The 18,463-nt window shown below is 33.9% G+C and carries 13 protein-coding genes; 6 read left to right on the top strand and 7 right to left on the bottom strand.

The genetic code is table 11. The annotated features are described in order from the left end of the window. Positions 1-3,306 carry an RHS repeat domain-containing protein gene (locus AC1QSP_RS00820; RefSeq protein ID WP_484079352.1) on the bottom strand — a complete coding sequence of 1,102 codons (3,306 nt, stop codon included), beginning with the start codon at positions 3,304-3,306 and terminating at the stop codon, positions 1-3. 165 nt (positions 3,307-3,471) lie between these two features. Between AC1QSP_RS00820 and AC1QSP_RS00815 the strand changes: the two genes are divergently transcribed. The 3 genes from AC1QSP_RS00815 (at position 3,472) to AC1QSP_RS00805 (ending at position 8,299) form a co-directional block, all read left to right on the top strand. Continuing rightward, on the top strand, positions 3,472-6,165 hold the full coding sequence (locus tag AC1QSP_RS00815) for an RHS repeat domain-containing protein (RefSeq protein ID WP_484079351.1): 2,694 nt from the start codon (positions 3,472-3,474) through the stop codon (positions 6,163-6,165). A 4-nt stretch (positions 6,166-6,169) separates the two neighbouring features. After that, positions 6,170-6,625, top strand: coding sequence for a hypothetical protein (locus AC1QSP_RS00810; protein WP_484079350.1), 456 nt, complete (start codon positions 6,170-6,172; stop codon positions 6,623-6,625). Positions 6,626-7,582: 957 nt separating this feature from the next. Continuing rightward, positions 7,583-8,299, top strand: a complete 717-nt coding sequence (locus AC1QSP_RS00805) for an alkaline phosphatase family protein (protein ID WP_484079349.1) — start codon at positions 7,583-7,585, stop codon at positions 8,297-8,299. Positions 8,300-8,306: 7 nt separating this feature from the next. Here AC1QSP_RS00805 and AC1QSP_RS00800 read toward each other — a convergent pair whose 3' ends face one another. The 3 genes from AC1QSP_RS00800 to AC1QSP_RS00790 form a co-directional block, all read right to left on the bottom strand. Then, positions 8,307-8,828, bottom strand: a complete 522-nt coding sequence (locus AC1QSP_RS00800) for an N-acetyltransferase family protein (protein WP_484079348.1) — start codon at positions 8,826-8,828, stop codon at positions 8,307-8,309. An 83-nt stretch (positions 8,829-8,911) separates the two neighbouring features. Then, positions 8,912-9,784 carry a pirin family protein gene (locus AC1QSP_RS00795; protein ID WP_484079347.1) on the bottom strand — a complete coding sequence of 291 codons (873 nt, stop codon included), beginning with the start codon at positions 9,782-9,784 and terminating at the stop codon, positions 8,912-8,914. A gap of 83 nt (positions 9,785-9,867) precedes the next feature. Beyond that, positions 9,868-9,969 (bottom strand): DUF1731 domain-containing protein, encoded by a 102-nt coding sequence (locus AC1QSP_RS00790; protein WP_484079346.1) that lies wholly within the window; start codon positions 9,967-9,969, stop codon positions 9,868-9,870. An 866-nt stretch (positions 9,970-10,835) separates the two neighbouring features. Between AC1QSP_RS00790 and AC1QSP_RS00785 the strand changes: the two genes are divergently transcribed. Beyond that, positions 10,836-11,201, top strand: a complete 366-nt coding sequence (locus AC1QSP_RS00785; protein ID WP_484079345.1) for a winged helix-turn-helix transcriptional regulator — start codon at positions 10,836-10,838, stop codon at positions 11,199-11,201. 233 nt (positions 11,202-11,434) lie between these two features. Next, positions 11,435-14,905, top strand: coding sequence for a pyruvate carboxylase (locus tag AC1QSP_RS00780; RefSeq protein WP_484079344.1), 3,471 nt, complete (start codon positions 11,435-11,437; stop codon positions 14,903-14,905). 56 nt (positions 14,906-14,961) lie between these two features. Here AC1QSP_RS00780 and AC1QSP_RS00775 read toward each other — a convergent pair whose 3' ends face one another. Continuing rightward, complete coding sequence (locus tag AC1QSP_RS00775; protein ID WP_484079343.1) at positions 14,962-15,603, bottom strand: 2OG-Fe(II) oxygenase; 642 nt, start codon at positions 15,601-15,603, stop codon at positions 14,962-14,964. A gap of 274 nt (positions 15,604-15,877) precedes the next feature. Then, on the bottom strand, positions 15,878-16,768 hold the full coding sequence (locus AC1QSP_RS00770) for a hypothetical protein (RefSeq protein ID WP_484079342.1): 891 nt from the start codon (positions 16,766-16,768) through the stop codon (positions 15,878-15,880). A gap of 159 nt (positions 16,769-16,927) precedes the next feature. Here AC1QSP_RS00770 and AC1QSP_RS00765 point away from each other — a divergent pair, with 159 nt between their 5' ends. Continuing rightward, positions 16,928-17,383 carry a DUF1569 domain-containing protein gene (locus tag AC1QSP_RS00765; RefSeq protein ID WP_484079341.1) on the top strand — a complete coding sequence of 152 codons (456 nt, stop codon included), beginning with the start codon at positions 16,928-16,930 and terminating at the stop codon, positions 17,381-17,383. 33 nt (positions 17,384-17,416) lie between these two features. Here AC1QSP_RS00765 and AC1QSP_RS00760 read toward each other — a convergent pair whose 3' ends face one another. Next, positions 17,417-18,367 carry a DUF3667 domain-containing protein gene (locus AC1QSP_RS00760; protein ID WP_484079340.1) on the bottom strand — a complete coding sequence of 317 codons (951 nt, stop codon included), beginning with the start codon at positions 18,365-18,367 and terminating at the stop codon, positions 17,417-17,419. Positions 18,368-18,463: the final 96 nt, after the last annotated feature.

Raw genomic sequence — 18,463 nt, 5'->3', positions numbered from 1 at the left:
TTATTTAGTTCTATAATTAAACCTTGTTTTATTTTGTATTCTCTCTCCTCTACCTCCTTTTATATTTTCATATAAAGTACCTCCTATAATTTTTGTTGCTGAGATATCATAATTAGTAGAACTATACTTAAACTTCGAAACATCTACAGCTCCACCATTATCATTTTTAAATTTAGTCAATAAATCTAGAGAAGAAGTACTCCAAGTATAATTTCTATGAGAATTTGACCAAGTCGAAAAAATTAAATCTGTTCCGTCCCATGCATTAGCTCCGTTACTATAATCTTGAAAACCAATCATTCCTTGAGAGTACCCAATCGCATTAATTGCCGATTCTATCGCATACTTTGAATTTCTATCACTAAAACTTAATTTTAAAAAATTAGAAAAATCTTTTTGGGTAGCTCCTTGAGCAAAACTGTTATCATACATAACGACATCTTCAAGAGTTTTTAACTCTCTAGATCCTCCATTACCTAAGTAATTCATTGTAACATTACCTATTGCTAATGATTCTATCCTATCCCCTTTAGATTCTCTATGTATTGCGGAGGCAAATCCTAAAAACACTTCACTTGTGATACCTTTTAATTCTCTCAAATCTTTTTTTGCAAAATGATTTACTCCTTTTGAATCTGTTCGATATTTATTATCATCTATTACATAGACCTTCTGATCGTTTTTACGATCCCAACCCAAATATTTACCAGACTTTGAATAAATATCTCCTTCAGGAGCCATTCCCGTCGGGTCAGTGTAACAAATTGGGTTGTTGTAAACATATCCATACGGATCTCTCGTTTTCTCCACTAAGGGGTCAACACTCAACCATACCGAAACCCTAGGATCATAGAAACGAGCACCATAATAGTATAGACCAGTTTCTGCATCTAATTCTTTTCCGTTAAACTTATACACGTTGTCAAAAGAACCGCTTCGTTTTTGTTCGGCCATTGTTTCACCGAATGGTAAATTTAAGAAAAATTGGTAAGCATTACCATTATAGTCGGTAATATAACTCGATGTGCCTAAATGATCCGGATGGTAAAAATAAAATGATGGGATAAGTAACTCTCCAGGATTAGTTGGAACTGCACGTTCTACAATATCTACATTCCCCATTTCCATTGCAGATGCAACTTCTATTACATCATTTATTTGCTTTTCTTGCAATAGAGATATTGAAATATCATCATCCACTAATTGGAAATGATTATAAATATTGGCAGAACCTTCGATACGACTCATTACACGTTGCGTTCCTGCATAGTAGTGCTTACTGTAAATACTATTGGCTCCTATTGTTAAAAATGCACTAGGATACGTTGTATAGCTTTCCAATGAAACGCCTCCATCTGTTGGTGTTCCATTTTCGTATAACATTTGGAAACGACTTTCAGCTTTTAACACACGCTCACCACTTGCATCAAAAATATTATGGTACAACATTTCACCATCTCGTACAGAAGATCGTAAACGATTGGCTTCATCCCAAAAGTAATTCCATTTTCCTTCTGGTGTAGTATGCAATGTGATATTCCCATTGGCATCGTATTTAAATTCGTCTGTTATAACCCCATTATTTTCAATTGATTTTAAGCGATGTGAATTTGCAGATTGATAAACATATTGATTTTCATAACTGTTATTTTCTTGTTGAATATAACGATCGTAATGATTTTGTTTTTTTCTAACGATATTATGTAAATGATTATATGTCATTTCAAGAGAAAAATCTGCTGCATTAGGAGTTTCAAGCCTAGAAACTGGTTTACCACTCCATTCACCTGTTGATTGACTTAATCGATTTAGATCATCGTATTGATAATTAAAATTAAATGTTCCTCCTAAGCCATTCGTTAAATGAGTTGCTGAATTCGCAATTTGTGTAATATTTCCTACTTTATCAAAAGTATAGGTATTATCAAACATTGCTTCGCCATTGCCTTGTTTAGCATTCATTGCACTTAAACGACGTAAACTAGGAGAGTAGGTATAATTATTCACTGTACCATTACCATGAACTACTTGTGTTCGTTGTTCGTATTCATCATATTGAATCGATTGGATGTAATTATACGGTTGGTTGTTTAAATTAACACCTTCCATTCGTGTTAAATTCCCACCTAAATCGTAGAAATATTTTACCACTTCGCCATCAGGATAAGTCATCGTTTGTAAACGATTCCAACTATCGTAAGAATACTGTTGTACAAATTGTCGTAAAGGTAAATTTGGAGCAACAATTTGGCGTGTATGTTTTACCAATTCGCCCATATTACCATACTCAAATTTCTGAGTACCTGTCCCGTCTTGCTGGTAAATTAATTTACCCTTAGAATTCGCTGCTAGAGAATTCGCTGCTCCATATTTAAAGCTGACATTGTTTAGGTTATCAACCAATGTGTTATTAGCCACTACAGGTGGATAAGTTATCGATACATTTCGATTGGCTGTATCATAATCGTATTTGATAAAACGATGCTCAGCTGGTAGATCTGTTCGATTATTAATATTAGGCGTCAGCATTTTTACTAAATTCCCAACCTCATCGTACCAATATTCATTTGTCCCTGCATCAGGATGGGTCATTTTTGTACGACGTCCTAATTGGTCATAATAACTATACGTAATATTATTTCCTGCATCAATCACCTGTGTAACTTGTCCAATTGCATCGTATCGATACTTAGTCCAAATTGGTGTTCCGTTCGTAATTTGTTTTGTAGACGTTGTTCTACCATTAATGTCGGTATAACTCGCATTAATTAAATTAATCGATGATGTTTGTGCAATGGTAAACAATGTTTCCATTTGACGTTGATTAAATCCATCGTTCGCTAATGTATATGCAGTAGTACTTTCGTTTCCATCAGCATCTATACTACGTATTGGACGGTCTAATTCATCATATATCACACGCGATGAATAGGCAGTAACCAATGGATTAACAGCTACATTGACAATAGAGTCTTTTTCTTCAACAAAAGGATGAAATTGCTGGATACTACGTCCGTATTTATCGTATACAACTTTACCCGAAACAGACATCATTTCTTGCTGTCCATTGTAAAAAATATCTTTCTTAACTTGAATTGGTCGTGCTAAACCATCTACTATAGTTATGGTTTCTATACGATTTTCACCATTAGCCTCATCCAAATGTTTAGTAATTGCAAAAGGTCTTTTATGCTCTCCTAAATTAAATGGATAATAAGAAAACTCTATTGTATTTTTATTACTTCCAACTTCTTTTGGACCACGAATAGTTGTAACACGTGCATTATCATCATAAGTATAGATCATTTTATTCCCATTCAAGAGTTTAAAGACAAGGAAGGAAAAATAATTCTGAAACGTATAAATATTAAAAGTAAAGCTGATTTTCCTAAGAATTCAAAAGGTGATCACGATACTTATTATGTATATGATATTTATGGCAATTTAACCTATGTTTTACCTCCACAATTAGTGAAAAGTGCGGGAGTTAGTCTTTCAAATTATATCAATCATTTACCTGAATTAGGATATCAATACCAATACGATGAAAAGAATCGTTTAGTCGAAAAACAACTTCCTGGTAAAGGCCGTGAATTTATGGTTTATGATAAAGAAGATCGTTTAGTATTATACCAAGATATCAATATGAGAAATGGTAGTGTAAATACGACTTCAGAAAATACTACACTTAATAAAGGTTGGACATTTACCAAATATGATAAATTTGGTCGTATACTTTATACAGGGTATTTTAAAAATACAGCTGATCGCAAAGCGATGGAAGCAGCTCTAAAAAATAAAACAACCCCTAATAATGAAGTAAAATCTTCTACAGGTTTTACAAATAATGGATTACGAATTTATTATACCACTAACGAATTTCCTAAAAGTAGTTTAATTGTTCATACTGTAAATTACTACGATAATTATGAATTTCTTGAATTAAAACCTTCGGATTTAAACGAGCAAAATTTGGTTAATGAAATTGATCAAGAATTAAAAGGTATTTCAGTTGCAACATTTTCTAATATACTTGGAACTAATACTTGGAACAAGAATTTCACTTTCTATGAAAATCAATATTTACGTCCTGTTATTGCTTATCAATTAAACCATCATTACGAAGGAAAAACAGTAATAAAAACCGAATACGAATCTTTTAGAGGAAAAGTAGTATCGACTACAACCACTCATCAGTTAAGTTTAGATACAGAACCTATTATTGTTAAAGAAAGATTCAAGTATAATCCAGATGAAAGCATACAATACCAAACGCATCAAATTAATGATGGTCCAGAAGAATATATTGTAAGAAATGAATACAATGAGATTAAACAATTGGTTCGTAAAAAAATTGGAAACTCAAGTTTAAACTCACCCTTAGAACAAGTAGATTACAAATTTAACATTCGTGGTTGGTTAACGGATATAAATTCTATTGAAAATACTTCGGATAGATTATTCAGTTTTAAGATTAAATATCATGATTCTGAAAGAGGTGATAATCCTTACAATGGGAATATCGGAGAAACATTATGGAAAATAAACAATGGTGCTACGAAATCATATGCTTATCATTACGATGGTTTAAATCGTTTACTATTAGGTAAATCTAATGGAGTATCAAATAGTAATTTTTCTACGAATCACTATGATGAACGTATTTATGGGTATGATTTTAATGGAAATATTTTAGGATTATCACGTAATACTCAAAATTATGCTTTATCGTTAAATGGAATTCAAAGTATAGATCAATTAGAATATCAATATAAACCTAATTCTAATCAACTTAAAAGTGTGAATGATCTTACTGGAAATGAAGAAGGTTTTAACGATAAAAATACAACAGGTGCAGATTACGAATATGATTTAAATGGAAATCTAAAAAAGGATTTAAATAAAAACATTACGAATATTGCATATAATCACTTAAATTTACCAATAGAAGTTCTTTTTAATAATAATGGTGAATTAAGTAAAATTCAATACTTATATGATGCTTCTGGTGTTAAGGTTTCAAAATTTGTAAATGAAAATTTATTAATTCCTTATTCAGAAAATACTTTTTACGATAATGGGTTCCAATACAAACAATCAGCTGGAAGAGGTAATAATTTATCTTTACAATTCTTCCCAACAGCTGAAGGCTATGTAAATGTAAATGAAGGTATTTTTGAATATGTCTACAATTATACCGATCATTTAGGAAATGTACGCGTAAGTTATACAAAAGGCGAAGATGGAAACCGTAAAATTGTAGATGAAAACAGTTATTACCCTTTTGGATTAAAGCACAACAACCAAAGTATTGTTAATACAGCTAATCCAAACTATAAGTACAAATACAACGGCAAAGAACTGCAAGAGGAATTAAACTTAAACCTTTACGACTATGGCGCACGAAACTATGACCCTGCTATTGGTCGTTGGATGAATGTAGATCCACTAGCAGAAAAGATGAAACGTCATTCTCCTTACAACTACGCTTTTAATAATCCTATCTTCTTTATAGATCCTGATGGGATGGAGGCGGAACCGCCAAAAGATTTTAATGGAGAAAAATTTACAGATAATACAGGAACATATGTAAAATGGGGTGCTGAAAGCGGAGTTCAGAACTCTTATGTAAAAGAAGGAGGTGACCCTTCAAAAATATATGATACTACGATGGAGATTTATCAAACTCCCGCTGAAGTAGTTGGAGAAAAAGATAATCGTCCGTATGAAGATCATCTAGATCCTTCAACAATTGGTAGAAATTTATTTGGTTTATCTTATGCAGGAGCTAATAATCCTAAGACATATGGAGGTTCTGATAGTTTTGAATATATTCCTAAATTTCTTAGTGAGTATCCTGCAATAGGACACGATAGAAGATACGCAAATTTAAATATTGAAGGCGCTTCAGGTTTATTTTTAAACACAAGAGCTATAGGTGCTGATTGGAAATTTGTTTCAGAAGAATTAAAAATAGCAATTAATCCTTTCAATGGAGCAAGTCCTAATGATAGACTTACTTCATCTCTATTAGGTATCGGTTTAGGTGTTGCCGCAATACCTAAAACTATATTCAAATTTTCTTATAGCGATAACCCTATAGGAGACATACTTAAGGATTATAAAGAATCTAATGTAGGCGTGTCAAATAAACCAAGTAAATAAAATTATGAAAAAAATTAGCTTAATATTATTAATGTTTTTTTTAACTATTTTATCCTGTAAAGATCTTAATAAAATCTTTGGTGCGGGTTCTTATTCATATGCGGAAAAATATACAATCAATAATAAAGAAATTAATGTTATTGAACAAATTGAGAGCATAAAATTAAATAACAAATTAATTGTTCCTAAATTTCAATGGTCTGGAGAAGATATAATTTTAGTTGATAAAAGAAAATCTCATTGGTATGAATTTTACATTTATTTAAGAGAAAAAGATCAAATACTTCATTTTTATACAAGATCTAATGACTCTTCTAATTCTACCATATTAGCTTTAATTGGTGTAAGAAATGGATTGGGTTTAGGTAATTGGCAAATAGTAAACAAAGATTTATCAGAAGATAAAAACAAAGCAATAATAAAGGTTTTTGAAGAGCAAATCGTATCTAAAATAAGATGATGTAATTTTCAGTAGTGTTGTTTTCATACAACGTATAATCCACAATAAAATAAAAGGCAAACAAACATTTGCCTTTTGTTATTTTATAAATAATGCCCAAAAGAAGAAGGGATACTCTGCCTCATAATTTTTAACGATACATTACCAAATTTTGGCTAAGTAAATCACCATAAAAACATTAGAATTTTTATCTTTGTATAAGAATAAAGAAGTTCAAAACAAGACATTACTTGTTTAGCGACTAAATGACGACTTATTTTTGCTCACCCTTCGGGAAGCTACTAAAATAGAGGAACACGAGATGAGGTTCGAATCCCTCACTCTCCGCTAAAAGCCTTAAAATTTATTCTTCAACGCTTTTTTATGGATTAATACTTACTTCAATTCATCATCATTAAAATGACCTCTCACCGAAATTAGTGTTTAAAGATCTATATATCATTGTAAATGTAAGGATTGAGAATTATAAGTTTAAATAGTACACTTCCATTCGGTTTAAAAAACAATACCTAAGTAGTATTAATAGAGCTACCCCAACCTATAAATACAAAACCGTGCAGAAATCAGTTCCTTTTTTGATTCTTTCTAAAAGGATAAAATCTAATTATATCATCTTAGAATATTCAATCAATTTTAAATCATTCATTCAAAATCAAAATAAAAATTGGAATAAAAATTGATTTCACTCAAAATCAATCTTTTAAGTCTCTAATAAAATATCATCACTTCCTATTCTCAATTCTCATTTTATATTCATGTTCAACAAATGATGATTTTAAAGAAGAAATCATCTACAATGATTTTCAAACTGAAAATGTAATTATACTTGTTATTGATGGAGCACGAATGTCTGAAACTTGGTTTGAACCATATCAAATTTACCTTCCCTATCGAATGGATTAAAAAAAAGAAGGAGTTATAATAGATAATTTTAAAAATCGAGGGACAACTTTAACGATGTCGGGGCATAGTAGTATTTTGAATGGAACGTATGAGAATTTAAGAAATGATGGTTCAGAAATACCAATTAATCCATCTATGCTTCAATTATGGTTAAAACAATCTAATCAAGCGAAAGAAAAAGCTTGGATCATCACTTCTAAAGTTAAATTAAAAACAATCGCAAATTGTATTAATCCAATTTGGAGAGATCAATTTATTCCATCCACAGATTGTGGAGATCCCAATACAGGTACAACCGATAGAACAGATACACAAACTGTAGAAAGTTTTAAAAATATTCTGACTACCCACCACCCCAAATTAATTATGGTGAATCTTAAAGAGGTTGATGCTGCTGGTCATAATAATGATTGGAATGGATATATCTCTGCGATTAAAAGTACCGATGCTCAAATTAAAGAAATATGGGATTTTATACAATCTTCTAATGATTATAAAAATAAAACTGCACTAATCGTAACTAATGATCATGGAAGACACGATGATAACCATGGAGGCTTCCAAAATCATGGAGATCAATGTGGAGGATGCGAAAGCATCGAATTTCTTGCTTTAGGTCCTGATTTTAAAAAAAATACAACCATTCATTCAAGTAATTACGAGCAAAAAGATATCGCTAAAACCATTGGAATGATTATGGGATTTGAAATGCCCTTTTCTGATGGAAAAGTCATTACGGATATTTTTTCGATTCCTATTCGCGTCCAGTAAATACTTATTAAACTGAATGTAATAATTTCTCGAAAGCCAAGCGTTCACTTCCTCTAAAGTAAACTTTACCACAATATTGATAACCTAATTTTTCAAAGACACGTAACATCCCTACATTATCAAAATTAGTATCAACTTTAATAGAACGAATCCCCTGATCTAATACCAATTGTTCTACTTCTTTTAAAATCCAAGTCGCTAATCCTTTGATCGGATGCTTTAAATTTACAATCAAGCGATGAAAAACCACATAATTTTCTCCTGCAGGAGACATCCATTTTCCTTCGATTTCTTCATATGCAGGTTCAACATCCGCAATCATCGCCAGATAACCTACCATTTCCTGATTCTCATTTTCAACCACTAAACCATAGTGGTGGGTGATATCATTTAAAACCACATTTCGGTTCGGATAACCATCTTGCCATTGGTTACTCCCCTCTATCTTGCGCTTCTCTATACCTTGTTGAAGCAAATTCCAAATAGCATCACAATCGGCTAAAGTCGCCTTTCGAATGGAACAGTTCATCTTTAATCAATTTTAAGCTAAAAGTAGTGGAAATAAAAAACAGTGCAAAATTGCACTGTTGAATAAAATGGTTAATTGATGAATTATAAAGTTCCAAATTTCCCAGCTTTAAATTCTTCAAAAGCTTTCACCAATTGTTCTTGGGTATTCATCACAAATGGTCCATAATGGGCTATCGATTCATTTATAGGTTCTCCACTTAAAACCAAAACGATCGTATCTTCACTCATAGCTTCTAAATTAAATGTATCTCCTTTATCGTTTTCGAACAGGGCAAATGAGTCTTTTTCTAAGACTTCTTCTCCATTCACTTTGACACTTCCTTCAATAATTAGAATCGCTGTATTGTAATGATTTGGAAATTCGAAATTTGCGTTTACTCCATTTTGTAAATAAGCATTGTACATATGGATGGGTGAATAAGTTGTTGCTTTACCTTGATGCCCTTTATATTCGCCTGCAATCACATGGATAGAGCTGACCTCATCATCCAACATCACTTTTGTCATTTGATCAAACAACAAATCTTGGTAATGGGGTGTCGTTTCACGATCCTTAGCAGGCAAATTCATCCAAATCTGAACCATCTGAAATAAACCACCTTTTTTCGACCATTCTTCTTCGTGGTATTCTTGGTGTAAAATTCCAGCACCAGCCGTCATCCATTGCACATCGCCTTCTCCAATGACGCCGTGATTGCCACGACTATCCTTGTGTGCAATTTTACCTTTATAAGCCAATGTAACCGTTTCAAAGCCTTTGTGCGGATGAGCCCCCACTCCTCTTGGAATTTCTTCGGCTTCAAATTCGATGTCGGCATTATAACCTAACGCAAAAAATGGATCCATTCGTCTTCGGGATATTTGTCCACCAATAAAGGAAGTCGTATAAAACGCATCTCCTACCCAATTAAATGTTCCGGGATGCAATATTTTTTCGATATGTCTTGTTTTCATTTGTTTATGATTTTAATTTGTTCTACAAAGTTATGAGGGGATATCCTGACAACCAACCCTCTTACTTTTTGGTAACCACTAACTTAAAGGTTACCCAACGATGATGAGAGTATATCTTTCACCGCACGTTCAATGGTTGGAAATTTGAATTGAAAACCTGCTTCTTGTATTTTTTTCGCAACCAAATGTTGGCCTTCAAATGGCTCAATGATTGATAAGGATTTAAATTCAATTCGTTCGATATCGCTTTATAAATATCTTGTTGTGAAGCAGGGTGTGGCGCCACAGAATTATATACACCATCCAAATGATGTGTTACTGCAAATGCAAAGATTCTAGCCATATCTTCCACATGATTCCACGGAACCGAAGCTTGATTCGATAGAGTAACAAGCGTAGGATTATGTTCGACAATCGTTTGATACACCGGGAAAATTCCACCTTCTTTTCCTAAAACCAAGGATACTCGAATTTTAGCAACATATTCGGCTACATGATCCTTTTTAAATTGATCCGCTGCTATCTCCCAATCGGCAGACAAATCTGCCGCAAAGCCTATTCCTCGTTTCCCACTTTCATCAATATCTAACGTCTGGTCTTGAAAGCCATAATAACCAATAGCAGAAGCCGAAATAAAACTGGTGATCGTTTGCTGACGGTCCAGAAGTTTTTTACGAATAAAATTCGCAGCACCAATTCGACTTTCATACACCAATTGTTTACGTTCTTCCGTTAGAGGGGTTCCATCATTTAATTTAGAACCCGCCAAATGCACAATATAATCCACATCATCCAATGCGCTTTCATCCATTTGCTTTGTAGAAACATCCCAATAAAATTCATTTTCCGCCTCAGGAGTTCAGGTTAATAATTTAAGAGTATAATGAGGTTCCAATAATGGAATAATATGTTGTGCAATAAAACTATGGGCACCGGTAATTAAAACTGTTTTCTTCATCATTTGTAATTTAGTCTCTCAAAATTAGGTGTAATAATTGCAATCTTTCCTATGTGTTACCTTAGGGTAACTACTAACCAAAACGTAACCATAATGATTAAAAAACCTATCTCAGACCCTGCTCCTTGTACAGGAAATTTATTGGCAATGACCGATACTTTAGATATTTTAGGAGGAAAATGGAAATTACTCATCTTACATTATTTGATGCTTCGAGAAGATATTACCAATACCTTTAATAAAATTGAACGAGATATCGAAGGGATATCCGCTAAAGTGCTATCCAAAGAGTTGAAAGATTTAGAATTTCATCAATTGATTAAAAGAGAAGAACAAAAGACGAAACCGATTACCGTCGCCTATTCGATTACAGATTATGGTAAATCCACCAAAGAAATTATTGATGTATTAGTGCAATGGGGACAAAATCATCGCCTCCACATTCTCTCTCAAGAATAATTTTAATCCGATGGTATAGGTACAAATTACATTAAATAGAACATTCCCTAAAATTTAAACTGTAAGAACGGTGCTCACCTATCGATTTATTGTATTGATTTTGTTGGGTTTAATCAATGTCTTAATTTAATAATTATTAAAGTTTATTATTTATTAAAGAAAGTGTTTTCACCTATTGCAATAGTGTGATGAATACGTTATTTTTAAACCACAAACAAAAACAAAAAAACTAAATGTCTCAAAATCTATTAAATGACGCTGGGCGTAGCATCAAAAAATTGATGGTCGCGAACAGGGGAGAAATTGCTATACGTGTACTTCGTGCAGCATCTGAAATGCATATTCGTACGGTCGCTATCTATACATTCGAAGACCGATTTTCAATGCACCGCTACAAAGCCGATGAATCTTACCAAATCGGTACAGACGATCAACCTTTAAAACCCTACTTAGACATTGAAGAAATCATTCGTGTCGCCAAAGAAAACCAAGTAGACGCCATTCATCCGGGGTATGGTTTCTTAAGCGAAAATGTTCAATTTGTACGTCGATGCAACGAAGAAGGAATCATTTTCGTCGGGCCAAAAGCAGAAGTGATGGACCAATTAGGGGATAAAATTGCAGCCAAAAAAATTGCAAAATCCATCCAAGTGCCCGTGATCGAAGATGCGATTTTAACACCGGAAGATTATGATCAAGTAGATCAAATTGCTGCAACTATCGGTTTCCCGATCATTTTAAAAGCGGCAGCTGGTGGTGGTGGTCGTGGAATGCGCGTCGTACGCTCGAAAGAAGATGTAAAAAGTGCTTTCCAAGAAGCATCAAACGAAGCTTTAAAAGCGTTTGGGGATGGGACTATTTTTATTGAAAAATTTATTGATCAACCCAAACACATCGAAGTCCAATTATTAGCTGATAATGCAGGTAATATTGTTCACCTTCACGAAAGGGATTGTTCGGTGCAACGTCGTTTCCAAAAAGTAGTGGAAATTGCCCCTGCTCCAAACTTACCGCAACAGACAAAAGATGAAGTGCACCAATACGCTTTACAAATTGCGAAAGCGGTAAATTATAACAATGCGGGAACAGTCGAATTCTTAGTCGATCAAAACAATGCCGTTTATTTCATTGAGGTTAATCCGCGTATTCAAGTAGAACATACAGTAACAGAAGAAGTAACAGGAATTGATATTGTACGCAGTCAAATTTTAATTGCGCAAGGGGTTACATTAGACGATCCTCGTATCCATATCCAATCACAAGAAGACATCAAAGTAAACGGTTTTGCCATCCAATGCCGTATCACAACAGAAGATCCTGAACATGATTTTAAACCGGATTATGGGACATTAATCGCCTACAGAAATGCAGCCGGTTTTGGAATTCGTTTAGATGAAGGTAGTGCATACCAAGGGATGAAAATTTCGCCATTCTTCGATTCGATGATTGTAAAAGTAACTGCTAGTGGTCGTACCTTATCTGGAACAACTCAACGAATGTTACGTGCGTTATCCGAATTCCGTGTGCGTGGGGTTTCAACCAACATTTTATTCTTAGAAAATGTATTAGAACACGACATCTTTAAAAAAGGAAAGTGTACTGTTAATTTCATTGGTGATCATCCCGAATTATTCCAAATCAAAAAGATGAAGGATAGTTCGACAAAAGTCTTAAAATATTTAGCGGATATAAAAGTCAATCGTCATCCAGATGTTAAAATCTATGATGATGCGAAAGTTTTCCGTAAACCGATTGTTCCTCCATTCGATGCATTAGCTCCTTACCCAAAAGGTTCGAAAGATTTACTGAATGAGTTAGGGCGCGAAGCTTTTATGCAACAAATTCGCCACGATAAACACATTCATTTTACTGATACCACTTATCGTGATGCGCATCAATCCTTGGTAGCCACACGTGTACGTTCGAAAGATATATTAGCAGCTGCTGGTGGTTTTGCCCAATCTAATCCTGGACTATTCTCTGCAGAAGTTTGGGGAGGAGCTACATTTGATGTGGCCCTACGCTTCTTACACGAATGTCCGTGGGAACGTTTACAAAACTTGAGAAAAGCCATGCCGAATGTGCTATTACAAATGCTGTTCAGAGGAAGTAATGCCGTTGGATATTCCGCTTATCCAAGAAATATTGTGCAACAATTCATTGAAAAATCGTGGGAAAATGGAATCGATATTTTCCGAATTTTCGATTCATTAAACAATTTAGAATCAATGTTGCCTGCGATTGAATTTGTTTCTAAAAATACGCAAGCCATTGCGCAACCTTCCCTTTGTTACACAGGGGATGTCTTACGCAAAGACAATAACAAATACAACTTAACCTATTATACCGATTTAGCCAAACGCTTAGAAGATGCGGGTGCTCATATGCTTGCGATTAAGGATATGGCAGGTTTACTAAAACCTCAGGCTGCTGAAGTTTTAATTCCAGCGTTAAGAGAAGCTGTTGCTGTTCCGATTGCTTTGCATACGCACGATACAGCAGCTACTCAAATCGCAACCTATTTGAAAGCTTTAGATGCAGGAATCGATTCGATTGATTGTTCGTTAGCATCATTCAGTGGAACAACAGCTCAACCGAACTTAAATTCGATGGTGGCTTTATTAAAAGGTGCTGAACGTGAAAACACAACCATGAATTTAGACGCCTTAAACGAACACAGCAATTATTGGGAAATAGTACGCGAAATGTATTATCCGTTCGAATCCGATTTAAAATCAGCAACGGCCGAAGTTTACGAAAATGAAATTCCAGGGGGACAATATTCTAACCTTAGACAACAAGCCGAAGGTGTTGGTTTAGGTGACAAAATCGCAACCATTAAGAAGAATTATGCCAATGTCAATACGCTTTTTGGTGACATCGTAAAAGTTACGCCAAGTAGTAAAGTGGTTGGAGATATGGCGTTATTTATGACCGCCAATGATTTGACGCCAGAAGACGTTTTAGATGAAACAAAAAATCATTCCTTCCCTGCTTCAGTCATCGGATTCTTTAAAGGGGATTTAGGCGTTCCATACGGTGGATTCCCTGAAAAATTAAGAAACATTGTCCTGAAAAATGAGAAGGAAATTGGTGAAGCCAAAGCACAAATTTTACCAGATGTCGATTTAGAACAAGCAACTGCTGAATTCTATGAAAAATATCCGAACAGTACGTTCTTGGATTTCTTATCCTACCAAATGTTTCCGAAAGTATACGACGAATATTTTAATCACATCAACGAATTTGGTGACGTTTCGCAATTGCCAACGCCTGCTTTCTTCTATCCGATGAAAAAAGGTGAAGAAATTCAAATTAAATTACGTCAAGGGAAAGTCATTCACGTGAAATTAATCTATGTTTCTAAAGCAGACGACGAAGGAAATCGAACAGTAACTTTTGAATTGAATGGAGGGCAACGTACTGTTCGCATCAACGATAAAAATGTCAAATCAACAAAAGCTGTTCACGAAAAAGTGACCAATCCTGCTACTCAAATTGGTGCACCTCTACAAGGGAGCTTATCTCAAGTACTGGTAAAACCGGGAGATCAAGTGGAAGCCGGAGCGCCATTATTCTTCGTAGAAGCGATGAAAATGGAAAGTACAGTGACTTCACCGAAAACAGCAAAAGTAAAACGTATCGTTTTAACCGCTGGAACCTTAGTGGATCAAAACGATTTGGTGGTGGAATTAGAAGATTAATCCCAATGCATAAATACAAAAAAGGATGTTCAAATTGAACATCCTTTTTTTATGATTTAAAATCCTGTTTTAGATCGTGTTTTTAACCAACCGGTAATGCTGTAACGGGGTTGCTTAACAGGTAATACTTCGTGTGGAATGGTTTTACTATCAAAAATAGCCAATCGGCCAGCAACGGGTAAAACATTTAAAGTTTCTTCTGTTCCATCTTCTTTCGGAAGATATAACGCCAATTGTCCACCAAATTCATCTTTCCAATCTTCATCATTCAAATAGAAAACCATCGATAATGTACGACGATCATCGTTTTTAAAAGCATCGACGTGACGTTGGTAGAAAGTACCTTCCGGATATATCGCATAATGAAATTCTTTTTCTTCTATCCCCATATAACACGTACGGTTCAAGTAGTGGACAAAATCATTCACTTTAGCGAAAAACATAGCTTCTACTTCATTCGGATGAGCTTCATCAATCCAACGGATTTTATCCCCCCGTATCGAACGAATAATCTTTTCATTGGTCGCATTTCCAATCGCAGCTTGATGAAAATCATGAAGATCATTTTGATGTATTGCGTATTCGCGTAATGCGGTCGTCTCTTCTGTAGAGAAAAAACTTTCTGAAATGGAATACTTCTGATTTAACAAATCATCAATAATACATTCGTAGGATGGATTTAATACTAATTCGCTCATTAATTATTTATGAAAACTGCAGTAAAAATAATTTTTATTAGCAAAAATGAAATGATAACTTTTAAAATTTTATTCTCATACGGGATAAAATAACGTATTTTTTAATTTCATTTTAATGAATGAACAGTTTAAATAGAATATCGACAATCTATATTTCTATTTTTTATGAATTCGAAAATTAATTTTAATCATTTTCATCACTACGAGCAATAAAATTGGACATTCAATTAAATGATTATTAAAAAATAGACTAAAAATATAAATAATCAATAAATCAATTCACTTGATAAACAAACCGATTCAAATCCAATAACAAATAATTGATCAATTGATTGATTGTACGCGTCGCCGATTGCATTTGATTCAACATTAAGATCCGGTTATGCAAATCATCTGCACGATAATAACCTCCATGATTAAAATTCACTGAAGAATTGGCCATTGCGATATTATTATCAAAATTAAATTGTAACCAACGTTTTTTTATATTCCCAATAATGGACAACCCTTCAGTATAGTTTGCAAATTTTCGCTCATTGTACATGTACCAAACAAAAGGAGGAAAATTTTCCGATTGCAATTCTTCTTGCCATATATCGCGTAAAATATTCCGTTGATGGATAAACTCCACCTTACGCCCTTTTGGATTAAGCGTAGCAAATCCCAATACAGCCCCTAATCCTCCTCCTGCAATATCTACAATATTTCCTGCTTTATCATCCGCAATAATAGCACTCGCCACAGAAGTTAATGCTCCAGCTACAATAGAATAATACACCAAACGATTGTTATGATTGTTATTGATATTATCCACATAATAAGCCATCTGGGCTACACGCTCCCCTTCACAATCAAATTCTGCAGCAACCGCATCCAATTCGGTGAGAGCGATGGTAATTTTACTCTGAATGGCCGATTTTAACTGCAAAACATTCAATTGTGCTTCCACCGACTTTTGTTGTTTTAAACGTTCTATTTGATGAACGTCATCCAATGATTCCAAAGCATTGAGAATTAAAATACTTTGATCTGAGAATGTTTCGGATAAACTTCGATTAGCATAAAGAATAGAATCTGAATTAAAGGATGGTATTTGCTTGCTGTAATTGTAATGAAATGGGGCTTTACAATAACTATTACGAAGCGAAAGAATATTATCATTCATATTTCTCTGCCGTTGAGAAACACAAGATGTAAAAAACAGGATAAGAATTAAAAACCTCATAATCAGAATTTAAACTACAATAAGTTATGAATTTTAGGCGGATATTTGGATAATGCACAATATAATTTTTACCTTGAAGCTTGGAAAAACAAGAAAAGAATGAGTATTTCAATTAAAGAAACCCAAGAAATTGTAAATCAATTACTGCAATTAGATGTAAACAAACAACCAGAATGGGGAATCATGACCCCTCAACACATGGTAGAACATTTAATTGTATCAATGAAAATGTCGAACGGCGGATTTATTATTCCATGCCGTACACCAAAGGAAATGATTCCGAAATACAAAGAAATCGTTCTAAATCCAGCGATTGAGATGGAACGTGGAATTAAAGCAGGTGGAATGGACGGTTTATTGGATTTAAGATATCCTTCAATACAAGCTGCCATCGAAAAATTAGCTTCCGAAATTGAGAAATTCCATACCTATTTCCAAGAAAATCCGGGCGCATTAGTGATGAATCCTGTCGTAGATGAAATTGGCTACGAAGATTGGATCATCTTCCATAACAAACATTTTAAACACCATTTTACTCAATTTGGTTTAGCATAATATGTAAATCCGAAAGTGAATCTTTCGGATTTTTTAATGCGTTACTTTAATTGAAAAGACAGTCATTGCAATTAATAATGCGAAAAAACAAACGGTCGATAAGGTTAAAATCAATGTTCCTTTTGCAAAAACGATAAACCAACTTTCTTGGTAAACACGTTTCAAAGCCAACCAGAAGTAAATAATGATATAAGCGATGGCGATATAATCGACAATATCAAAGACAAACATCCATACATCTCCTACAGGAGTTTTCATAATGGAATCATTAAAATAACTCTCGAGGGTTGAAAACATACTAACCAATAAAATCATGGAAAAAAAATGCAATGTAAATATCCCATGCGCATAATAATACCATCGCTGTTTCGAATGAAATAGCCATAGGATAAAAGCAAATAAAGGAAGAAAAATAAATATAGCGCGCGGTAAATTATGAATAAATGAATCGATTATACGATCTGCGATTTGTTCTTTATTAAAGCCTCTATCATGCATTTCGATGTATTTTTCAGCCAATGGCTTATAAATCAATCGATCGCTAAACGTCAGATGACGTGTTTTAGAATCTACTTGGTACAATTCCTCTTTCAAAAATGTTGCAAAATCCTCCTCCTCCTCATTCGTTCCCGAAAAATTGATACTGATGGATTCCTTATGATGCACAAAAGAACCTACAAGGGGAGGAATAAAAAATGCTAAAAAACTAATAAAGATATAGAGTTTAACAGGCGAAACATATCGCATCCTTTGGCCCTTCAAATAAATGTTCGTGAGCTGTCCCGGAGAGCAAATCAATATTTTGAAGGTATCCCAAAACTGACCGTCATAATGGGTAAAATCCTCAATAAAATGTTGGATCAAATAATGATAAGGTGCATTATTTTCGATGTTTTCTTGACCACAATGCGAACAAAATCGGTCCGGAACAGTTTCACCACAATTCAAGCAGTCCTTTGCTGCTCTTAATTTTGGATGACTCATAAGCTCGTGCGTTAATTCATGCTACGAATTTATACATTTTTATGCGGAATTGCGAATACTTAAATATTTTAATTAATTAAATATCAATATTTTACT

Source organism: Faecalibacter sp. (genome assembly GCF_057177045.1).
The sequence above is the reverse complement of the archived record's forward strand: the minus strand, read 5'-3'. Positions and strand labels throughout refer to the sequence as shown.

Excerpts from the sequence above, each read along its gene's own strand:
- AC1QSP_RS00760 (WP_484079340.1), bottom strand. The coding sequence starts at position 18,367 with ATGAGTCATCCAAAATTAAGAGCAGCAAAGGACTGCTTGAATTGTGGT.
- AC1QSP_RS00800 (WP_484079348.1), bottom strand. The coding sequence starts at position 8,828 with ATGAACTGTTCCATTCGAAAGGCGACTTTAGCCGATTGTGATGCTATT.
- AC1QSP_RS00775 (WP_484079343.1), bottom strand. The coding sequence starts at position 15,603 with ATGAGCGAATTAGTATTAAATCCATCCTACGAATGTATTATTGATGAT.
- AC1QSP_RS00765 (WP_484079341.1), top strand. The coding sequence starts at position 16,928 with ATGAGTATTTCAATTAAAGAAACCCAAGAAATTGTAAATCAATTACTG.
- AC1QSP_RS00780 (WP_484079344.1), top strand. The coding sequence starts at position 11,435 with ATGTCTCAAAATCTATTAAATGACGCTGGGCGTAGCATCAAAAAATTG.
- AC1QSP_RS00805 (WP_484079349.1), top strand. The coding sequence starts at position 7,583 with ATGTCGGGGCATAGTAGTATTTTGAATGGAACGTATGAGAATTTAAGA.
- AC1QSP_RS00795 (WP_484079347.1), bottom strand. The coding sequence starts at position 9,784 with ATGAAAACAAGACATATCGAAAAAATATTGCATCCCGGAACATTTAAT.
- AC1QSP_RS00785 (WP_484079345.1), top strand. The coding sequence starts at position 10,836 with ATGATTAAAAAACCTATCTCAGACCCTGCTCCTTGTACAGGAAATTTA.
- AC1QSP_RS00810 (WP_484079350.1), top strand. The coding sequence starts at position 6,170 with ATGAAAAAAATTAGCTTAATATTATTAATGTTTTTTTTAACTATTTTA.
- AC1QSP_RS00820 (WP_484079352.1), bottom strand. The coding sequence starts at position 3,306 with ATGATCTATACTTATGATGATAATGCACGTGTTACAACTATTCGTGGT.
- AC1QSP_RS00770 (WP_484079342.1), bottom strand. The coding sequence starts at position 16,768 with ATGAATGATAATATTCTTTCGCTTCGTAATAGTTATTGTAAAGCCCCA.